Source organism: Actinophytocola gossypii (assembly GCF_025165815.1).
GTDB classification, from domain to species: Bacteria; Actinomycetota; Actinomycetes; order Mycobacteriales; family Pseudonocardiaceae; genus Actinophytocola; species Actinophytocola gossypii.
Genome location: NZ_JAFFZE010000008.1, coordinates 21920 through 42534, shown reverse-complemented (window position 1 = coordinate 42534; position 20615 = coordinate 21920). Strand labels below are relative to the sequence as shown.

17 protein-coding genes and 1 pseudogene are annotated in these 20615 nt (G+C 70.3%); 1 reads left to right on the top strand and 17 read right to left on the bottom strand.

Features of this window, described 5'->3' with window-relative positions; genetic code table 11:
* Positions 1-428 (top strand): annotated as a pseudogene (locus tag JT362_RS08225) (2-oxoacid:ferredoxin oxidoreductase subunit beta); the annotation flags it as partial.
* Positions 429-478: 50 nt separating this feature from the next.
* On the opposite strand, the gene JT362_RS08220 reads toward JT362_RS08225, so the two are convergent.
* From JT362_RS08220 to JT362_RS08140, 17 genes are all read right to left on the bottom strand, one after another.
* Entirely contained in the window at positions 479-1585 is a 1107-nt protein-coding gene (locus JT362_RS08220; RefSeq protein ID WP_260190454.1) for a sunset domain-containing protein, read from the bottom strand.
* 97 nt (positions 1586-1682) lie between these two features.
* Positions 1683-3203 (bottom strand): sunset domain-containing protein, encoded by a 1521-nt coding sequence (locus JT362_RS08215; protein ID WP_260190453.1) that lies wholly within the window; start codon positions 3201-3203, stop codon positions 1683-1685.
* A gap of 92 nt (positions 3204-3295) precedes the next feature.
* Entirely contained in the window at positions 3296-4318 is a 1023-nt protein-coding gene (locus tag JT362_RS08210; protein ID WP_260190452.1) for a polyprenyl synthetase family protein, read from the bottom strand.
* 119 nt (positions 4319-4437) lie between these two features.
* Positions 4438-5970 (bottom strand): NADH-quinone oxidoreductase subunit NuoN, encoded by a 1533-nt coding sequence (gene nuoN, locus JT362_RS08205; RefSeq protein WP_375546462.1) that lies wholly within the window; start codon positions 5968-5970, stop codon positions 4438-4440.
* Positions 5971-6055: 85 nt separating this feature from the next.
* On the bottom strand, positions 6056-7630 hold the full coding sequence (locus JT362_RS08200) for an NADH-quinone oxidoreductase subunit M (protein ID WP_260190450.1): 1575 nt from the start codon (positions 7628-7630) through the stop codon (positions 6056-6058).
* Positions 7627-9594, bottom strand: coding sequence for an NADH-quinone oxidoreductase subunit L (gene nuoL, locus JT362_RS08195; RefSeq protein WP_260190449.1), 1968 nt, complete (start codon positions 9592-9594; stop codon positions 7627-7629). Before nuoL ends, JT362_RS08200 begins: the two co-directional genes overlap by 4 nt.
* A gap of 10 nt (positions 9595-9604) precedes the next feature.
* On the bottom strand, positions 9605-9904 hold the full coding sequence (nuoK, locus tag JT362_RS08190) for an NADH-quinone oxidoreductase subunit NuoK (protein ID WP_075127779.1): 300 nt from the start codon (positions 9902-9904) through the stop codon (positions 9605-9607).
* Positions 9901-10740 carry an NADH-quinone oxidoreductase subunit J gene (locus JT362_RS08185; protein WP_260190448.1) on the bottom strand — a complete coding sequence of 280 codons (840 nt, stop codon included), beginning with the start codon at positions 10738-10740 and terminating at the stop codon, positions 9901-9903. Before JT362_RS08185 ends, nuoK begins: the two co-directional genes overlap by 4 nt.
* A complete protein-coding gene (nuoI, locus tag JT362_RS08180; protein ID WP_260190447.1) occupies positions 10737-11285 on the bottom strand; it encodes an NADH-quinone oxidoreductase subunit NuoI in 549 nt (182 codons plus the stop codon). Before nuoI ends, JT362_RS08185 begins: the two co-directional genes overlap by 4 nt.
* Positions 11272-12585 (bottom strand): NADH-quinone oxidoreductase subunit NuoH, encoded by a 1314-nt coding sequence (nuoH, locus tag JT362_RS08175; RefSeq protein ID WP_260190446.1) that lies wholly within the window; start codon positions 12583-12585, stop codon positions 11272-11274. Before nuoH ends, nuoI begins: the two co-directional genes overlap by 14 nt.
* Positions 12582-15092, bottom strand: a complete 2511-nt coding sequence (locus JT362_RS08170; RefSeq protein WP_260190445.1) for an NADH-quinone oxidoreductase subunit G — start codon at positions 15090-15092, stop codon at positions 12582-12584. Before JT362_RS08170 ends, nuoH begins: the two co-directional genes overlap by 4 nt.
* Before the next feature lies 1 nt (position 15093).
* The gene (gene nuoF, locus JT362_RS08165; RefSeq protein WP_260190444.1) at positions 15094-16407 is read right to left on the bottom strand and encodes an NADH-quinone oxidoreductase subunit NuoF; all 1314 of its coding nucleotides are present in this window, start codon (positions 16405-16407) and stop codon (positions 15094-15096) included.
* Positions 16404-17276, bottom strand: coding sequence for an NADH-quinone oxidoreductase subunit NuoE (nuoE, locus tag JT362_RS08160; protein WP_375546461.1), 873 nt, complete (start codon positions 17274-17276; stop codon positions 16404-16406). Before nuoE ends, nuoF begins: the two co-directional genes overlap by 4 nt.
* Positions 17277-17305: 29 nt before the next feature.
* On the bottom strand, positions 17306-18670 hold the full coding sequence (locus JT362_RS08155; RefSeq protein ID WP_375546459.1) for an NADH-quinone oxidoreductase subunit D: 1365 nt from the start codon (positions 18668-18670) through the stop codon (positions 17306-17308).
* A complete protein-coding gene (locus JT362_RS08150; RefSeq protein ID WP_311202676.1) occupies positions 18667-19491 on the bottom strand; it encodes an NADH-quinone oxidoreductase subunit C in 825 nt (274 codons plus the stop codon). Before JT362_RS08150 ends, JT362_RS08155 begins: the two co-directional genes overlap by 4 nt.
* Before the next feature lie 5 nt (positions 19492-19496).
* Positions 19497-20045 carry a NuoB/complex I 20 kDa subunit family protein gene (locus JT362_RS08145; protein ID WP_260190443.1) on the bottom strand — a complete coding sequence of 183 codons (549 nt, stop codon included), beginning with the start codon at positions 20043-20045 and terminating at the stop codon, positions 19497-19499.
* Positions 20046-20061: 16 nt separating this feature from the next.
* A complete protein-coding gene (locus JT362_RS08140; RefSeq protein ID WP_375546460.1) occupies positions 20062-20484 on the bottom strand; it encodes an NADH-quinone oxidoreductase subunit A in 423 nt (140 codons plus the stop codon).
* Positions 20485-20615: the final 131 nt, after the last annotated feature.

Below are 20615 nucleotides of genomic sequence, written 5' to 3'. Positions count from 1 at the left end.
CAGCCCTGGTCGAGATCTACCAGAACTGCCCGATCTTCAACGACGGCGCCTTCGACGTACTCAAAGAACCAGGACAGAAGGAACAACGCCTCATCCCCGTCCAACACGGCAAACCCATCGTGTTCGGGGCGGACGGGGAGCACGCGGTGGTGCGGACCGAGTACGGGCTGGACATCGCGAAGACCGCCGACGTGGCGGAGTCGGAGATCGTGGTGCACGACGCGACCGTGGACGACCCGTCCTACGCGTTCGCGCTGTCCCGGCTGTCGACGCAGGACCTCGGGCACGTGGTGACCGGGGTGTACCGGAGCGTCGACCGGCCGACCTACGACGACCAGGCGCGGCACCAGGTCGCGGCGGCGAAGGAGGCCAAGCCGGCCGACCTGCAGGCGCTGCTCAACGGGAACGACACCTGGACGGTGGGCTGAAATGGTGACCTTCGGGACGCTGGGCGTCTCGAAGGTCACCTTCTCAGGGCTTACTTGGCGGCGGCCTTCTTCTTGTGGTTCCAGGCCGCGAAGCCGGCGTTCTCGGCGTCGGCCGGGGTCTTGAACCAGACGTCGGCCTTGGTGCGGGTGAAGTAGGGCGACTCGGCCGTGTGGAAGAGCTTCGACGAGCGCTTGCCCTTGACGGTGTACTCCTCGGCCGGGGCGGCGCCGTCGGCGAGGGGCTTGGCGGAGCCGGGGCCGAAGGGGCCTTCCTCGACGGGAGCGGGCTGTTCGGCGGTGGTCGCGGGAGTGACGGGCGCGGGATCGGCGGGCTTCTTCGCGGCCGCGGTCTTCTTCGCGGTGGTGGACTTCGCGCCGGTGGACTTCGCGGGGGCCTTCGCGGCCTTGGCGGTGGCGGGCTTCTTGGTCGCCTCGTTGGCGGCCGGCTGCTCCGCTGAATCGCCGGTGGCCGACGTCTCGGCGGCGGCTTTCTCGGCTAAGCCATCGGCGGCGGGCTCAGCGGCGGAGTCCTTAGCCGCCGGTTGCTTCGCGGCAGGCTTTTGAGCGGCAGGCCGCTTCGCGGCGGATTGCTTGGCGGCCGACTGCTCAGCGGCGGATTCCTTGACGGCGGCCTGCTTGGCGGCCGACTTCTTCGCAGTCGGCTGCTTCCCGGCAGTCTCCTTGGCGGCCGACTGCGCGGCGGCGGATTCATTGGCAGCCGACTGCGCGCCCGCGGGTTCCTTGGCAGCCGACTGCGCGGTGGCGGGTTCCTTGGTGGCGGGCCGCTCTGTAGCGGGGTCCTTCGATGCCGGCTTGTCGGCGGTGGGGGCCTCCGGAGCAGGGGACTTCGCTGGGGCCTTCTCGGCTACCGGCTGGTCGGCGGACACGTCCGCCGCCGCTTCGGTGGCGGCGGTGTCCTGCGTCTCCGGGAGTTGGGCGGCGGTGCGCTCACCGTCCAACTGGTTCAGCGCCGGGTCGGAGGGCTCGCGGGCTGGGCGGGGCGCGTCCGCCGCGGGAGTCTCGGGGGACTTTGTTTCCTCGGCGGGCTCGGGTTCCGCGGGTGTGGTCGCCTTCTCCACCACGGATGCCGGGGTCTCGGCAGGCGACGTGGTCTGCGAATCCCGCTTCCTGCCGAACAGCCGCTTGAACCACTTCACGGTGCCTGCCTCCTAGAGCAAGGTAACGGGTCAGCGATCACCGGATTGGCGCAAACAATAGGGCAAGCCCTCACCGCCCCCGTGCCCGGCGTCACCCTCAGGTGACCGGACGGAACCCGACCCGCTCCGCGTCCGCCGCCGTGCGGAACCAGACCTCGGCCACCGTGCGGCCGAACTTCTCCGACTCGGGCGTGCAGTACCGCATCGCGCTGGCGCTCGCCTTGATCGTGTACTCCGGTGACGGCGGCGCCCCGCCGGGCAGCGGCATGGCCGATCCCGGACCGAACGGGCCCCGGCCGTTGCTCGGCCCGCCGCCCTCGCCCACACCGGCGGCACCCCGCACGCGGTGAGGCGGCGGCACCGGCTTCGGTGCCCCGTCGCCGGCCGGCACGATCGGCTCGAACAGCGACCGTGAGGCCTCGTTGGCGCTCTCCGCCTGCGCGGGCGCACCCGACGGCGCTGCCGGGGCCGGATTCGCCGGCGACGTCGTCTTCACCCCGAAGGGTGTTCGTGACGGCGGCTTGGACGGCACGCGCTTCGGTAACTTGTTCTGCGACGACTCGGCTTGGACGGTGACCCCCGGCATGATCTTGGGCTCCTCGGCACCCGATGTGTTCTGATCGCCGACGGCCCCCGGCCGCCCGCTGGCGGACACCACCGCGGTCTGTTCCTCGGCGGTGTGTGCGGGCACGACCTCCGTCCGGTCGTGCGCACCGTGCGCCGGCTCGGCCGGCGGCTGCGTCGAGGGTACCGCCGGATCCTCCACCAACTGGTGTTTCGACTCGCCGGAACCCGCGGGTTCGGTCAGAATGGTTCGCTCGTCCGGCTCGCCGTCCAGGTCATCGTCCAGGTCGTCGACCAGTTCGTGGGCCGGCGCGTCCTCGAGGCGGTGAGCGGGCTCACGCTCCTCGGGCGCCGACTCGTCGAGCTGACGGATGAGCTCCCCGGGGATCGGGTGGGTGCGCTGGGTGAAGACGGTGCCGCCGTCCTCCCCCGCGTCGGCGTCGTCCGCCTCGTCGATGTCGTCGACCAGCCGGCCGTCCTCGACCGGCTCCGCCGGCACCTGCGGCAGGACCGTCGTGACCTGCGGAGCGTCCTCCCGGACGGGCTCCTCCGGCTTGTCGTCGTCGCCGCCGAACCAGCCCCGGTCCGGCTCGTCCTGGGGCGGCACCTCGGCCGGAGCATCCAGCGAGCCCGAGCCGGAGACGTTGAGGTACTGGGTGGCCGACGTGCGGGGACCGTCGGACAGCTCCGTGTCGGTCTCCGGTGGCGCCGACAGGCCGCCCAGCGCGCCACTGATGCCCGCCGGCGGCTGCGGCGGGGTCTCACCACGCGTGCCGCTCAGTGCGTACGCCCTGGTCAGCGACTCGTTGTGCACCTCGTCGTCCGGTTCGAGGCCGGGCACGAGCGCGCGCGGGTCGTAGTCGTCGCGCTCGTCCTGGACGGGCCGGCGCGGCTCGGGGCGCTCGGGGGGCTGCCGGCGGGCCCGGGCGGCCAGCTCGGACTCCAGCTCGCCGACCCGTCTGCGGGCGGGCAGCGCGACGAGGCCCCAGCAGAGCAGCGCTCCGAGCAGGAAGGCCAACGAACTCCACAACCAGACCTGCCCGAAGATCGGCATGGTCATCTCCCTCCGCGCGCCGCCGCGCCTTGCAAGGCGGTGCTCAGGCTACTGCGAACGGGTCATAGTCGACGCGACCAGGGTGATGTCGCTTACCGGGTCCGGGCTACCACGTACCGGGCGAGCATGTCCAGCGCGTCGCGGGCGGTGCCCTCGGGCAGCGACACCAGCTCGGCCCTGGCGCGGTCGGCGTACTCGTTCAGCGTGCGGATCGCGTGCTCCAGGCCGGGCGACTTGCGCAGCAGCGTCAGGGCCTCGTCGACGTCCTCGTCGGCGACGGGTCCGGCGAGGAGTTCGCGCAGGCGCGGGTCGGGCTCGCCGGCGTGCTCGGGGGACAGCGCGTAGAGCATCGGCAGGGTGAGGACGCCCTCGCGCAGGTCGGTGCCCGGGGTCTTGCCGGACTCGTCGGCCGGGGAGGCGATGTCGATGATGTCGTCGGAGATCTGGAACGCCGTGCCGATCAGGTCGCCGAACCGGTGCAGGGCGTCGGTGTGGGCGACGGGCGCGCCGGAGAACATCCCGCCGTAGCGGCCGGCGGTGGCGATCAGCGAGCCGGTCTTCTGGTTGATGACGGCGAGGTAGTGGGTGACCCGGTCGTCGCCGTCCACCGGGCCGACGGTCTCCCGCATCTGCCCGGTGACCAGCTGGCCCATGGTCTCGGCGATGATCCGGGCCGCGTCGCTGCCGAGGTCGGCGACCAGGCCGGAGGCGTGCGCGAACAGGAAGTCACCGGTGAGGATGGCGATGGTGTTGTCCCAGCGCGCGTTGACGCTGGCGGAGCCGCGGCGCATCGTGGCCTCGTCCATCACGTCGTCGTGGTAGAGCGTGGCGAGGTGCACCAGCTCGACCGCGGCGGCCGCGGTGACGACGTCGGGGTTCACCGAGCCCGCGACGTTGGCGGACAGCAGGGTGAACAACGGCCGGAACCGCTTGCCGCCGGCCCGGACCAGGTGAGTGGCTGCCTCGTTCACGAAGTCCACGTCACTGTGCACCACGGACCGCAGCAGGTCCTCGACCTGCCCGAGCCCGGCGCTCACGTCCTCGACCAACTTCGGATCGGCCTGGTCCAGCCCGAGCGACGCCGGCAGTCGCGGCACGGCTTCCTCACCTGTCACGTCGGCATCGCTCCCCACTCGGCTTCCTGCACCCCACCCTAATGTCCGGCCGCTTCCCCATGTCACAACGCCGGCCCCGGGTGGCGATGCTCACCCGGGGCCGGCGCACCGTGAACGCGTTACCGGAGGGCGAAGGTGCCGGCGTCGGCCCAGTCGAGGGCGAAGGCCGGGACGATGCCCAGCAGGAGGGTGACCACGACGCCCAGGGTGATCGACGCCGTGGTGAAGGCGCCGGGGACGGTGACGGTGGGGCCGTCCGGTGCTGGCTCGCTGAAGTACATCAGCACGATCACCCGCAGGTAGAAGAACGCCGCCACGGCGGACGCGATCAGGGCGATCACGACCAGCGGGGCCATGCCGTCCGACAGCGCCGCCGAGAAGACCACGAACTTGCCGATGAACCCACTCGTCAACGGGATGCCGGCGAGCGCCAGCAGCAGGAACGTGAACACCCCCGCCACCAGTGGCGAGCGCTTCGCCAGGCCCGCCCACTGGGACAGGTGGGTCGCCTCGCCGTCGGCGTCGCGGACCAGGGAGATCACGCCGAACGTGGCCACCGTGGTGAAGCCGTAGGCCAGCAGGTAGAACAGCGTCGACGACAGGCCGTCCGGGGTCAGCACGATCGCGCCGATCAGCAGGAAGCCGGCGTGCGCGATCGACGAGTACGCGATCATCCGCTTGATGTCGGTCTGGGTCAGGCCAAGCACCGCCCCGATGATCATCGACACGATCGCGACGCCCCACATGATGCCGCGCCACTCCCACTGGGTGCTTTCCAGACCCACCGACAGCACGCGCAGGATACCGCCGAACGCGGCGACCTTCGTGCACGCGGCCATGAAGCCCGTCAGCGGCGTCGGAGCGCCCTGGTACACGTCCGGGGTCCAGGCGTGGAACGGGCCGACCGAACCCTTGAACAGCAACCCGACGATCAGCAGCGCCATGCCGCCGAACAGCAGCGTGTCCGAACGGTCCGAACCGGCGGCGGCGTTGGCGATGTCGGCCAGCCGCACCGAACCCGCGTAGCCGTACAGCAGCGCGAGTCCGTACAGGAAGAACGCCGACGCGAACGCCCCGAGCAGGAAGTACTTGACCGCCGCCTCCTGGGACAGCAGCCTGCGCCGCCGCGCCAGCCCGCACATCAGGTACAGCGGCAGGCTCAGCACCTCGAGCGCGATGAACATCGTCAGCAGGTCGTTCGCCGAGCAGAACACCATCATGCCGCCGAGCGCGAACAGCGTCAGCGGGAAGACCTCGGTCTGCATCTGGAACCTGGCGCCGTCCCGGCGATCGGGATGCGCGCCGAGGCGCTGCTCGCGGTCCTGCACGGTGCCGGGACGGATCGCCGCCTGGGCGACGAAAGCACCACCGGGCTCGACCGTGCGGTCCGCGATCATCAGCACGGCGCCGAGCGCCAGCGCGAGCAGCGTGCCCCAGAGGAACAGCGCCGGGCGGTCGACCGCGATCGCGCCGGCCAGGGTCAGCGTTCCGTCCGCCGGCGCGTCGGCGATGTAGAACGCCATCGTGACGCCGGCGCCGACCAGTGCCAGCAGCGTGAGGGCCACCTGCGCCGACCAGCGCTGGTGCCGCGGCAGGAGCGCCTCGAACAGCACCCCGAGGCACGCCGCGCCCAGGATGATCAACATCGGCATGATGGCGCCGTAGTCGATCGGCGCCAGCGTCTCCTTGGCCGGCGGGTCCTGGGCGAGCGAGATCGCCGTAACCAGAGCGGACAACTCAGTTGCCTCCATCCGTGACACCGACCGACTGGAGTGTCGCCTCCACCGACGGGCCGACCACGTCGAGCACCGGCGCCGGGTAGAACCCGAGGCCGATGACGAGCACCAGCAGCGGGGCGAGCACCAGCTTCTCCCGGCCGGTCAGGTCGACGACGGCCTTGCGCGCCGCCACCGCGGGCGCCACCGCCGTGCCAGGCCCACCGGCCACGTTCAACAGCGCGTCCCCGCGCAGCGGACCGTGGAACACCCGCTGGTAGAGCCACAGCACGTACAGCGCGGCGAGGATCATGCCGACGGTCGCCAGGATCGTGAACACCGGCTCCGGCCCGAACGCGCCGATCAGCACCAGGAACTCGCTGATGAACGAGTTCGTGCCGGGCAGCGACAGGGAGGCCAGGCCGGCGACCAGGAACACGCCGGCCAGCGCCGGGGTGACCTTCGCCAGGCCGCCGTAGTCCGCGATCAGCGACGAGCCGCCCCGGGCGACGACCATGCCGATCACCAGGATCAGCATGCCGGTCGAGATCGAGTGGTTGACCATGTACGTCACCGCGCCGACCTCGGCCTGGGCGGTGAACGCGAAGATGCCGAGCGCGATGAAGCCGAAGTGCGCGATGGACACGTAGGCGATGAACCGCTTCATGTCCCGCTGCCCGGCCGCCAGCAGCGCCCCGTACAGCACGCCGGCGACGCCCATGACCAGCACCAGCGGCGCCAGCTCGACGCTCGCGTCGGGCGTCATCGGCAGCAGGTAGCGCAGGAAGCCGAACGTGCCGACCTTGTCCAGGATCGCCACCAGGATCACCGTGACGCCGATCGGCGCCTCGGCGGCCGCGTCCGGCAGCCAGGTGTGCAGCGGCACCAGCGGCGCCTTCACCGCGAACGCGAGGAAGAAGCCGAGGAAGATCCAGATCTGGTTGGACAGCGGCGCGTCCGACACCACCTGGACCAGGGTGGCCCAGTCGAAGGTGCCCTGGCCCAGTTCGTCGGAGGCCATCGAGTAGGCGCCGATGGCCGACGCCAGCATGATCAGGCCGCCGAGGAACGAGTACAGGAAGAACTTCACCGCCGCGTACTGCCTGCGCGCCCCGCCGAAGGACCCGATGAGGAAGTACATCGGGATCAGCATGACCTCGAACAGCACGTAGAACAGGAACACGTCGGTCGCCGCGAACACGCCGATGGTGAGCGCCTGCTGGAGCAGGATCAGCGACCAGAACCCGCCCGCGGTGCGGTCGGCCGGCAGCTTGTCCGCCCAGCCGGCGCCGATCACGATCGGCACCAGCAGCGCGATCACCGCGACCATCACCAGCGCGATGCCGTCCACACCGAACGACAGGTGCACGCCGAACGCGGGGATCCAGTCGACCGAGAAGCCCTGCTGGAGCCGGGCCCCACCCGGGTCGTAGGCGAGCCAGGACGCCACCGCGACCCCGAGCTCGACGAGCGAGAAGCCGAGCGCGGTCTGCTTGGCGACCTTGTCGTTGCCCCGCAGCAGCGCCACCACCACGGCACCGACGAGCGGGATCAGCAGCAGCGCGATCAACAGCGCCGCATTAGAAGTGGACGTCATGCGTACCTCACCGCCAGGAAGGCCACCAGGACGAGGATGGAGCCGCCGAGCATGGACGCCGCGTAGGACCGGACGAAGCCGGTCTGGGTGCGGCGGAGTCTGCCGGAGCTACCGCCGAGCGCGGCGGCGATGCCGTTCACCAGCCCGTCAACTCCCTTGTTGTCCACGTAGACCAGCGCCCGGGCCAGCCAGGTGCCCGGCCGGGCGATCAGCGCCTCGTTCAGCGCGTTGCCGTACAGGTCCCGGCGCGCGGCGCGGACCGGGAAGGACACCGGCTCCGGCTTGGTCACCGGGACGTCGCGGCGGCCGACGACCAGCCAGGCGATCAGCACGCCGAGCAGCGACAGGCCGACGGTCAGCCACGGCACCAGCGCGTGCGGGACGACCGCGTGCTCGGCCTCCTGCAACGCACCCAGCGACGGGGACAGCCACTCGGCGAGCAGGTCGCCGCCGGCGAGGAACCAGCCGGCGCCGATCGAGCCGATCGCGAGGACGACCATCGGCACGACCATCACGGGCTTCGCCTCGTGCGGGTGGAAGTCCCGGCCGTCCTCGCTCTTGAGCTCCCGCCACCGCTGCTTGCCGAAGAACGTCATCAGCATCAGGCGGGTCATGTAGAACGCGGTCAGGCCGGCACCGAGCAGCGCCGCGCCGCCGAACACCCAGCCGCGCCAGCCCTCCGCACCGAACGCGGCCTCGATGATCGCGTCCTTGGAGAAGAAGCCGGAGAACGGCGGGATGCCGATCAGCGCCAGGTAGCCGAGGGCGAACGTGCCGAACGTCCACGGCATCACCCGCGCCAGGCCGCCGTACTTGCGCATGTCGACCTCGTCGTTCATGCCGTGCATGACCGACCCGGCACCGAGGAACAGCCCGGCCTTGAAGAAGCCGTGGGTGAGCAGGTGCATGATGCCGAGCGCGAACCCGAACGGGCCGAGGCCGACGGCCAGCATCATGTAGCCGATCTGGCTGACCGTGGAGTACGCGAGCACCTTCTTGATGTCGTCGTACGCGCAGCCGATGATCGATCCGACCAGCAGCGTGAGCGCGCCGACGATCACCACGACCAGGCGGCCGTCCTCGCTCTGCATGTAGATCGGGTTCGCCCGGGCGACCAGGTACACGCCGGCGGTGACCATGGTCGCCGCGTGGATCAGGGCCGAGACCGGGGTCGGGCCCTCCATCGCGTCGGGCAACCAGGCCTGCAGCGGGAACTGGCCGGACTTGCCGCACGCGCCGAGCAGGAGCAGCAGCGTCAGCGCGGTGATCGTGGCCGGCGAGAGCTGGTCGATGCCGGCGAACACCTCGGTGTACTGGGTGGTGCCCAGCTCGGCGAACATGATGAAGATCGCGAGCGCCAGGCCGACGTCGCCGACCCGGTTCATCAGGAACGCCTTCTTGGCCGCGGTCGCCGCCGACGGGCGGTTGGTGTACCACCCGATCAGCAGGTACGACGCGAGGCCGACACCCTCCCAGCCGAGGTACAGGGTCACGAACCCGTTGCCCAGCACCAGGATCAGCATGGCGGCGACGAACAGGTTGAAGTACCCGAAGAAGCGCCTGCGGTCCTTGTCGTCGGACATGTAGCCGATCGAGTAGATGTGGATCAGCGAGCCGACCCCGGTGATCAGCAGCACGAAGCTGATCGACAGCGGGTCGATCCGCAGTCCGAACTCGACCTGGAGCTGTTCGACCGGGATCCAGTCGAACATGGAGACGTTCTGCACCCGCTCGGAGGAGGACATCCCGGTCGAGGAGAAGAACAGCGCCAGCCCGTAGGCGAACGACGCGAGCACGGTCAGGCAGCCGAGCAGGTGGCCCCATGCGTCGGTGAACCTGCCGCCGAGCAGCAGCACGACCGCGCCGACGACCGGGAACAGGATCAGCAGCCAGGCCGACCCGGCGAGGCCGGTGGCTTCGGTGACCTCGGCGACCTGCTGCGCCGCCAGGTGAGTACCAGTCACGACCTTCCCCTCAGTACTTCAGCAGGTTGGCGTCGTCGACCGAGGCCGAGCGGCGGGTTCGGAAGATCGACATGATGATCGCGAGCCCGACCACGACCTCCGCGGCGGCCACCACCATCACGAAGAACGCCATGATCTGTCCGTCGAGCGAGCCGTTGATCCGCGCGAACGTGACCAGCGACAGGTTCACCGCGTTCAGCATCAGCTCGATGCACATGAACACCACGATGGCGTTGCGCCGCACCAGCACCCCGACCGCGCCGATGGTGAACAGCAGCGCGGAGAGCAGCAGGTAGACGGTCGGGGTCATGAGGACTCCCCTTCCCGGGTGGACGGGTTGAGCGCCCGGGCCTCGGCGCCGTGGGCGCTGCCGGTGATCGCCTCGCGCTCCTCGTCGAGGTCCTCGGCCCCGACCGAGTCGATCAGCCGGGACAGCGACTCCGGCGCGACCGAGCCGTCGGGCAGCAGGGCGGGCGTGGCCACCGAGGTGGAGGTGGCGAACACGCCGGGGCCGGGCAGCGGCGACGGGCGGTCGTGCTCGCCGCGGAAGCGCATCTCCACCAGCTCGCGCTGGGTCTTGCGGCCGCGGGTGTGCCGGTCGACGAAGCCGAGCACCATCGCGCCGACCGCGGCGGTGATCAGCAGCGCCGAGGTCAGCTCGAACGCGAACAGCCAGTCGGTGAAGATCGACCGGCCGAGGTTCTCCACGTTGCCGTGGCCGCCGTTGGCCTCGACGCCCTGCAGCCCGACCGGGGTGACCTCGGTGAGCGAGCGGGCGATCGCGGTGACGATCAGCGCGGCGAGCCCGACGCCGAGGATCGTGGCGGCCAGCCGCTGCCCGCGCAGCACCTCGACCACCGAGTCCGACGAGTCCTTGCCGACCAGCATCAGCACGAACAGGAACAGCATCATCACCGCGCCGGTGTAGACGATGATCTGCACGAAGCCGAGGAACGGCGCCTGCTGCACCATGTAGGTCACGCCGAGGCTGAGCATGGTCAGCACCAGGAACAGCGCCGAGTGCACCGCGTTGCGCGCGAAGATCATGCCGAGCGCGCCGAACAGCGCCAGCGGGCCGAGCACCCAGAACGCGATGGACTCGCCCGTCGACATGGTGTTCTGCACGTCCTGCGCGAGCGTGATCACTTGGCCTCCCCCTTCACCGGGTCGGGGTAACCCCACTTGCGGGCCAGGCGCGGCGCGTCGACGTAGTAGTCCTGCTCGGTGTCACCGAGGCGCATCGGGTGCGGCGGCTGCTCCATCCCGCGCAGCAGCGGGGCGAGCAGGTCCTCCTTGGTCCAGATGAGGTCCTGCCGGTTGTCGTTGGCCAGCTCGTACTCGTTGATCATCGTCAGCGAGCGGGTCGGGCAGGCCTCGATGCACAGGCCGCAGCCGATGCAGCGCAGGTAGTTGATCTGGTAGTCGGCGCCGTACCGCTCACCCGGGGAGTAGCGCGCCTCCTCGGTGTTGTCCGCGCCCTCCACGAAGATCGCGTCGGCCGGACAGGCCCAGGCGCACAGTTCGCAGCCGACGCACTTCTCCAGCCCGTCCGGGTGCCGGTTGAGCTGGTGGCGGCCGTGGTACCTCGGCGCGGCCGGGGCACCGGCCTCCGGGTACTCCTCGGTGACGACCTTCTTGAACATCGTCGAGAAGGTGACACCGAAGCCCTTGATCGGATCAAAGATCCCCATCGTTCGACTCCTTCTCGGCATCCGTACCGGCGCCGACGGCGGCCGGGCGGCGCCGGTTGCGGCCGCGGACCGCCTTGCGTTTCGGGGCCTTGGGTATCTCCAGGTCCAGCGGTGGGACCGGGTAGCCGCCACCGGTGATCGGCACCTGGTCGTCGTCCTCGATGACCCGGCCGCGGTCGAACGCGAAGCTCAGCCCGATGATCACCAGGATGACGATGCCGCCGTAGGTGAGGATCTGGCCGGTCGTCACGTCCGACTCGCCGCGGATGGCGCGCAGCCCGGCGATCAGCACGATCCAGACCAGGTTCAGCGGCACCAGCACCTTCCAGCCGATCTTCATGAACTGGTCGTACCGGAACCGCGGCAGCGTCGCGCGCAGCCAGATGAAGCAGAACAGCAGCACGAACATCTTGCCGAAGAACCAGAGGATCGGCCACCAGCCGCTGTTGAAGTAGTTGTCGCCGATCAGCGAGATCGGCCACGGGGCCATCCAGCCGCCGAGGAACAGCGTGGTGGCGAACGCCGAGACGACGATCATGTTGGTGTACTCGGCGAGGAAGAACAGCGCGAACTTCATCGAGCTGTACTCGGTGTGGAAGCCGCCCACCAGTTCGGACTCGGCCTCCGGCAGGTCGAACGGCGCGCGGTTGGTCTCGCCGACCATCGAGATCAGGTAGATCACGAAGCTGAACGGCAACAGGTAGAAGAACCACCCGTTCTGTTGCGCCTCGACGATGTCCCCCGTGGACAGCGACTGCGCGTAGAGCACCACGCCGACGATCGAGAGTCCCATCGCGATCTCGTAGGAGATCACCTGCGCGGCCGAGCGCAGCCCGCCGAGCAGCGGATAGGGCGAGCCGGACGACCAGCCGGCGAGCACGATCCCGTAGACGCCGACCGAGGCGCAGGCCAGCACCACCAGCACGCCGACCGGCAGGTCGACCAGCTGCAGCACGGTCTGCTCGCCGAAGATCGACACCTGCGGGCCGATCGGCATCACGGAGAACGCCAGCAGCGCCGGGGTCACCGCGATCATCGGGGCGAGGAAGTACACCTTCCGGTCCGCGGTGGCCGGGATGATCTGCTCCTTGAACGGCAGCTTGATCGCGTCCGCGATGGACTGGAAGTAGCCGCCGGGGCCGACCCGGTTCGGGCCGGGCCGCTGCTGGAGCCGGCCGATGGCCTTGCGCTCCCAGACGATCATGAACACGGTCAGCAGCGGCCCGATGAGGAGCACGACCACGACCTTGATCAGGATCAGCCAGAGCGGGTCGTCCGCGAGGAGTTCAGCCCTGGTCATGCTGACTCGCCTCCTGGTTGAGTGGTCACGCCGGTCAGCAGGTTCTCGGCCGTGACCGACACGATGTCGCCGTGACCGACGCCGAGCACCCGCCGGACACCGGCCGCCCCGGAGTTCGCGGGCAGCCAGACGACCCCGTCCGGCAGGTCCGCGTGCTCCAGCGGCAGGGTGATCGAACCGCGCACGGTCTTCACCGTCGCGGTCGGGTTGCCGTTCAGGCCGAGCCGCTCGGCGGTGGCCGGGTTGAGCCGGACGACCACCGGCCGGGCGGTGCCGGCCAGGTGCGGCTCGTCGGACTGCAGCGAGCCGTTGTCCAGCAGCTGCCGCCAGGTCGCGAGCACCGCCTGGCCCTCGCCGGTGTCCTTCGCCGACGCGGCGGGCACCGCGGGCGGCGCGGCGGCGCGGACCACGGCCGGCAGTCGGGCCAGATCGGCGGCGGCGGCCTGCGGGGTCTGGGTGAACAGGTCGACGTCCATCTCGACGCCGAGGGTGTCCAGCACCCGGCAGTCCGGCAGCGCGCCGGTGCCCTCCATGGTGGTGCCGAACGGGCGGAGCCGGCCCTCCCAGTTGACGAAGGTGCCGGACTTCTCCGTGGTCGGGGCGACCGGGAGGACCACGTCGGCGTGCGCGGTCACCGCGCTCGCCCGCAGCTCCAGGCTGACCACGAACCCGGCCTTGGCCAGCGCCTCCTCGGCCAGCGCGGGGTCGGGCAGGTCGTCGACCTCGACGCCGCCGACCACCAGGCCGTCCAGCTCACCCGCGGCCGCGGCGGCGAGGATGCCGGTGGTGTCCCGGCCGGGAGCGGCGGGCAGCGTGCCGGCGTCCAGGCCCCAGCCGCGCTCGACCTGGGCACGGGCGTCGGCGTCGGTGACCAGGCGGCCGCCGGGCAGCAGGGTCGGCGCCGCACCGGCGTCCAGCGCGGCGCGCTCCCCCGCCCGGCGCGGGATCCAGGCGAGCCGGGCGCCGCTGGACTCGGCCAGCGTGACCAGCGCGGTCAGCAGGCCGGGCACCTGGGCGGCACGCTCGCCGACCAGGATGACCGCGCCTTCGCCGCCGAGCGCCTCGAAGACGTCCGGCGCGTGCGTCGGCAGGCCGTCGACCGCGGCGGCCTCGCCGCCGGGCGGGCAGGCGAGCAGGGTGCCGACCGAGGGCTTGTCCTTGCCGTGCGGCTTGATCGTCTTGCGCACCGCCGGCGAGGTCCACTGTCCGATGTGGAACACCTTGGTGGTGCGCTTGCGGGCCGCCTTGCGCAGCCGCAGGAAGACGATCGGCGACTCCTCCTCGGGGTCGAGCGCCACGCAGAGCACCGCGGGCGCCGCCTCGATCGCGCGGAAGGTCACCCCGGTGTCCGGCGTGGTGCCGACCACCCGGGAGGCCAGGAACTCCAGCTCCTCGGCGGAGTGCGCGCGGGCCCGGAAGTCGATGTCGTTGGTGCCGAGCGCGACCCGGGCGAACTTGGCGTAGGCGTAGGCGTCCTCGACGGTGAGCCGGCCACCGGTGAGCACGCCCGCGCCCCTGCCGTCGCGGGCCTTGGCGAGCCCGTCGGCGGCGGCACGCAGCGCGTCGGTCCAGGAGGCCTCGACCAGCTCACCGGTCTCGGTGTCGCGGACCATCGGCCGGGTGATCCGGTCGGCGGCGGTCAGGTACCGGAACGCGAACCGGCCCTTGTCGCAGATCCACTCCTCGTTGACGTCGGCGTCCTCGCCGGCGAGCTTGCGCATCACCTTGCCGCGCCGCCAGTCGGTGCGCTCCGCGCAGCCGGACGAGCAGTGCTCGCAGACGCTCGGCGTGGACACCAGGTCGAACGGCCGGGACCGGAACCGGTAGGCGGCGCTGGTGAGCGCGCCGACCGGGCAGATCTGGATGGTGTTGCCGGAGAAGTAGGACTGGAACGGCTTGTCCTGCGCGATCCCGACCTGCTGGTGCGCGCCGCGCTCGAGCAGGTCGATGAACGGGTCGCCGGCGATCTGGTCGGAGAAGCGGGTGCAGCGCTGGCAGAGCACGCAGCGCTCGCGGTCCAGCAGTACCTGGGTGGAGACCGGGATCGGCTTGGGGAAGGTCCGCTTGGTCTCCACGAACCGGGAGTCGCTGCGGCCGTGCGCCATGGCCTGGTTCTGCAGTGGGCACTCGCCACCCTTGTCGCAGACCGGGCAGTCCAGCGGGTGGTTGATGAGCAGCAGCTCCATCACGCCCTGCTGGGCCTTGTCGGCCACCGGCGAGGTGCGCTGGGTCTTGACCACCATGCCGTCGGCGACGGTCATGGTGCAGGACGCCTGCGGCTTGGGCATCGGCCGGCCACCCATCTCGACCTCGACCAGGCACTGGCGGCAGGCGCCTGCCGGGTCGAGCAGCGGGTGGTCGCAGAACCGGGGGATGACGGTGCCGAGCCGCTCGGCGGTGCGGATCAGCAGCTCGCCCTTGGGCGCGATGACCTCGACCCCGTCGATGGTCAGCTTCACGTGCCCCTCGGGGACCTGCGTCTCCGGCTTCTCTTCGATCGCTGTCATGTCAGTGTGCTCCCGCGAGCGCAGGGGTTGCCGGGGCGGCCTTGTTCTTGTCGCACAGTGCGAGGAACTCGTCCCGGAAGTACTTGATGCCGCTGGTGATCGGGCTGACCGCGCCGTCGCCGAGCGCGCAGAACGAGCGGCCGAGCACGTTGTCGCAGATGTCCAGCAGCGTCTCGATGTCGGACTCGGTGCCGCGGCCGTCGACCATCCGCTGCAGGATCCCGGCCAGCCAGTAGGTGCCCTCCCGGCAGGGGGTGCACTTGCCGCAGGACTCGTGCTCGTAGAACTCGGTCCACTTCATCACGGCCCAGGGCACGGACACGGTCTCGTTGAACACCATGACCGCGGTGGTGCCGAGCATCGAGCCGGCCTCCGCGGCGCCCTCGAAGTCCAGCGGGACGTCGAGGTGCTCGGCGGTGAACAGCGGGGTGGACGAGCCGCCCGGGGTCCAGAACTTGAGCGGGATGCCGTCCTTCATGCCGCCGGCCAGCTCCAGCAGCTCCCGCAGGGTGGTGCCGAGCGGGGCCTCGTACTGGCCGGGGCGCTCGACGTGCCCGGAGATCGAGAAGATCTTCGGGCCGGGCGAGCGCTCGGAGCCCATCTTGCGGAACCAGTCCGAGCCGCCGTTGACGATGAACGGCACGCTGGCGATGGTCTCGACGTTGTTCACCGTGGTCGGCGCGGCGTAGAGGCCGGCGGCCGCGGGGAACGGCGGCTTGAGCCTCGGCTGGCCTCGGCGGCCCTCCAGCGAGTCGAGCAGCGCGGTCTCCTCGCCGCAGATGTACGCGCCGGCGCCCGCGTGCACGGTGATCTTGAGGTCGAAGCCCGAGTCGAGGATGTTGGTGCCCAGGTACCCGGCGGCCTCGGCCTCGCGCACGGCCGCGTTGAGCCGGCGGATGCAGTGCGGCACCTCGCCGCGCACGTAGATGAAGCAGTGGTGCGACCGCATCGCGTAGGCCGCGATGATGCAGCCCTCGATGAGCGAGTGCGGGTCCGCCATCATCAGCGGGATGTCCTTGCAGGTGCCCGGCTCGCCCTCGTCGGCGTTGATCACGAGGTAGTGCGGCTTGTCCTCGTTGGGCGGCATGAACGACCACTTCACGCCGGCCGGGAAGCCCGCGCCGCCCCGGCCGCGCAGGCCGGACTCCTTGACCAGCGCGACGAGCTGCTCGGGGGTGCCGGACAGCGCCTTGCGCAGCGCGGTGTAGCCCTCGAGCTGCTCGTAGGTCGACAGCCGCCACGAGTTCGGCGACAGCCAGCGCTTGGTCAGCACCGGGGTCACCGGGTCCGGCCGGCTGGTTTCTGCTTCGGTCATTTCTTCTCGACCTCCGGGAGCTCCGGTGCCTTCTCCGGCATCGTCGGGGCGGTCCAGCCTCGGTCCGCGGCGAGCTGGGCGCCGCGCAGGGTCTCCACCGCCGCCGACGGACCGTCCACGTGGGACCGGTAGGTGGCCTCGTCCTCCGGGAAGAACCCGGCCAGCTGCAGCTCGACGTCACGCAGGCTGGTCAGCGGGGCACCTCGGGTCGGCGCGGGCTTCTCACCCCGGCGCAGGGCGTCCACGAGCTCGACCGCCGACTCGGGCGTCTGGTTGTCGTAGTACTCGTAGTTGACCTGGAGCACCGGGCCGAGGTCACAGGCCGCCAGGCACTCGGCGTGCTCGAGGGTGATCGAGCCGGGCTCGCCGGGGGTGCCGGAGGTGTCCTCGTGCTTGAGCGGCTGGCCGCCCTCGCCGAGGTGCTGCTGGAGGCGCTGGTAGATCGCGTCGCCGCCGAGCACCGCGCACAGGGTGTTGGTGCACACGCTCACCAGGTGCTCGCCGCACGGCTTGCGCTTGTACATCGTGTAGAACGTCGCGACCGCGCTGACCTCGGCGTTGGACAGGCCAAGCTGCTCGGCGCAGAACTGGATGCCGGCCTGGCTGACGTAACCCTCGACCGACTGCACCAGGTGCAGCATCGGCAGCAGCGCCGACCGCGACTCGGGGTAGCGGGCCATCTGCTCGGCGGCCTTCGCCACGACGTCCGGGCCGAACACCGACAGGTCGGGGGTGGTCTCGGTGACCAGCCGCTCGGTCTCCTCGGCGCTGATCGCGGACGCGGCGACCACGTCGACGTCCGGGCCCGCCTCGACGTGGGTCTCCCCCGCGCCGATGTTCGAGCCGCCGTAGCTCTTGCCGGTGGTCAGCGGCTCGTTGGGCGGCTGGTTGAACTCCGTCACCGGTCAACTCCTCCCATCACCGGGTCGATCGATGCGATGGACGCGATGACGTCGGAGACCAGGCCGCCCTCGGACATCGCTGGCATGGACTGCAGGTTCACGAAGCTTGGGTCCCGCACATGGACCCGCATCGGCCTGGTGCCGCCGTCGGAGACCATGTGGTAGCCGAGCTCGCCGCGCGGCGACTCGACCGCCGAGTACACCTGCCCGGCCGGGACGGTGAAGCCCTCGGTGACCAGCTTGAAGTGGTGGATCAGCGACTCCATCGACTGACCCATGATCTTGCGGACGTGCTCGAGGGAGTTGCCCATGCCGTCCGAGCCGATGGCGAGCTGCGCCGGCCACGCGACCTTGGCGTCCTCGACCATCACCGGGCCGGGCTCGACCCGCTTGAGGCACTGGTTGATGATCCGCAGGCTCTGGTGCATCTCCTCGATCCGCAGCAGGTAGCGGGCGTAGGAGTCGGCCGCGGTCGAGGTGGGCACCTCGAAGGTGTAGTCCTCGTAGCCGAGGTACGGCTCGGTCTTGCGCATGTCCCAGGGCAGGCCGGCCGAGCGCAGGATCGGCCCGGTGATGCCGAGCGCGAGGCACGCGTCGACCGGCAGGTAGCCGACGTCCTTGAGCCGGTTCTTCCAGATCGGCTGGCCGGTGAGCATCTTGTCGTAGTCGGGCAGCCGCTTGTTCATCTCCTTGACGAACTCGGTGACCTCGTGCTTCCAGCCGTCCGGCATGTCCTGCGCGAGCCCGCCGGGCCGGATGAACGCGTGGTTCATCCGCAGGCCGGTCAGGAACTCCAGCAGGTGCAGGGCGACCTCGCGCTCGCGGAAGCCCGAGGTCATCGCGGTCATCGCGCCCAGCTCCATGCCGCCGGTGGCGATGGCCACCAGGTGCGAGGCGACCCGGTTGATCTCCATCAGCATGACGCGCAGCACCTGCGCGCGCGGCGGGGCGGTGATGCCGAGCAGCTTCTCCACGCCGAGGCAGTAGGCGGCCTCGTTGAACAGCGGGGAGAGGTAGTCCATGCGGGTCACGAACGTGACGCCCTGGGTCCAGGTCCGGTACTCGGTGTTCTTCTCGATCCCGGTGTGCAGGTAGCCGATCACCGACCGGGCCTGGGTGACGGTCTCGCCCTCGAGTTCGAGCACCAGGCGCAGCACGCCGTGCGTGGACGGGTGCTGCGGGCCCATGTTGATGACGATGCGCTCGTCGGAGATGGCGTCCTCGAGCGCGGTGTCCCAGTCGCCGCCGGTGACGTGGTAGATCCGGCCCTCGGTGGTGTCGCGCTGGACGGCGTAGGCGTCGTTCCCGCGACCCGAGTCGGTCTGGGTGCCCGAGGTGACGTCCGAGATGTTCTCGGTCACGAGTAACTCCTCCGCTGATCCGGTGGGGGGATCTCCGCGCCCTTGTACTCCACGGGGATGCCGCCGAGCGGGTAGTCCTTGCGCTGCGGGTGGCCGTCCCAGTCGTCCGGCATGAGGATCCTGGTGAGCGCCGGGTGGCCGTCGTAGACGATGCCGAACATGTCCCAGGCCTCGCGCTCGTGCCAGTCGGCGGTCGGGTAGACCTCGACGACCGACGGGCAGCGCGGGTTGCCGCCGTCCTCGGGCGACCAGTCGATGGCCACCTCCAGGCGGATGCGGCGGCGGTAGGTCATCGAGGTCAGGTGGTAGACGGAGTGCATCCGCTGCGGGACGCCGATTCCGTAGTCCACACCGGACACCGAGGAGCAGAGCTCGAAGCGCAGTGCCGCGTCGTCGCGCAGCAGGCGGCAGAGCGCGACGAGGTGCGCCGGGTCGACGTAGTAGGTGATCTCGCCGCGGTCGACGGTCACCTGCAGGATCGATTCGGTCGGAATGCCCTTCTCGCGCATGCCGGCGAGCAGGGTGTCGGTGAACTCGTCGAACCAGCCGCCGTAGGGGCGCTCGGCCGGCGCGGCGACGTGGGCCGGCAGGCGCAGGCCACCGAAGCCGGAGGTGTCGCCGGAGCCGGCGACGTTGAACATGCCGCGCCGCTCCTTGCCGGCCACCAGCGGCTCGCGCGAGGCGATCGGAGCCCGCGGCAGCGCGTCCTCGGTGTCGGGGCGCAGCTCGACGTCGCCAGGGCGCTCGGCCTCCGAGCCCGGCTCGCCCGGCGCCGGGGAGGCTGTCGGCTCGTCGTTCGCTGGCTTGTTCTCGTCAGCCATGTCGTTCACTTCTTCGCGTACTTGACGGAGGACGGGATCATCGGCGTGCGGTCGCCGCGCTCGAGCTTCAGCGCGGCGCGCTTGGCGTTGATCGGCTCGTCCTGGATCTTCGCGTGCAGCTTGAGGATGGCGTCGAGCAGCATCTCCGGGCGGGGCGGGCAGCCGGGCAGGTAGATGTCGACCGGCACGACGTGGTCGACGCCCTGCACGACGGCGTAGTTGTTGAACATGCCGCCGGAGGAGGCGCAGACACCCATGGCGAGCACCCACTTGGGCTCGGCCATCTGGTCGTAGATCTGGCGCAGTACCGGGGCCATCTTGTTGGTCACCCGGCCGGCGACGATCATCAGGTCGGCCTGGCGGGGGGTGGCGGCGAACCGCTCCATGCCGAACCGCGCGATGTCGTAGCGGGGCGCGCCGGTGGTCATCATCTCGATGGCGCAGCAGGCCAGGCCGAAGGTGGCCGGCCACAGTGAGTTCTTGCGGCCCCAGTTCACCAGCTTCTCCAAGCTGGCCAGCAGGATTCCGTTGGGAAGTCGCTCTTCGAGACCCATGCCGATCCGCCTCCCGTCAGTTCCAGTCGAGGCCGCCGCGCCGCCAGACGTAGGCGTACGCGAAGCCGAGGGTCGAGATGAACAGGACGATCTCCACCAGCCCGAAGAAGCCGAGCGCGTCCGCGGAGACCGCGAACGGGTAGAGGAAGACCATCTCGATGTCGAAGAGGATGAACAGCATCGCGGTGAGGTAGTACGCCACCGGGACGCGGCCACCACCCACGATCGGCTGCGGAGACGGCTCGATGCCGCACTCGTACGCCTCGAGCTTGGCGCGGTTGTAGCGCCGTGGTCCGACCAGGGGTCCGAGCAACGCGGAGAACAGCGCGAACGCCGCCGCGAGCACGAAAAGCAGGAACAGGGGGAGATAGCTCCCCAATCCCGCTGAGACGTTCTCACCCTGTGCTACAGATGTGCTGACAGCCGCGAGTCCTGACACCTTCGCCGTCCTTTCCCGCTCCTCGTCGGGCACCCTATGGGGTGGTCGTCCCGCGACCGGTGGTTAGGCGGACCTAACCTGATCTGCCCCGTCGCTTGTGAAAATCTTCACAAGCAATCTTGTGAACCGCT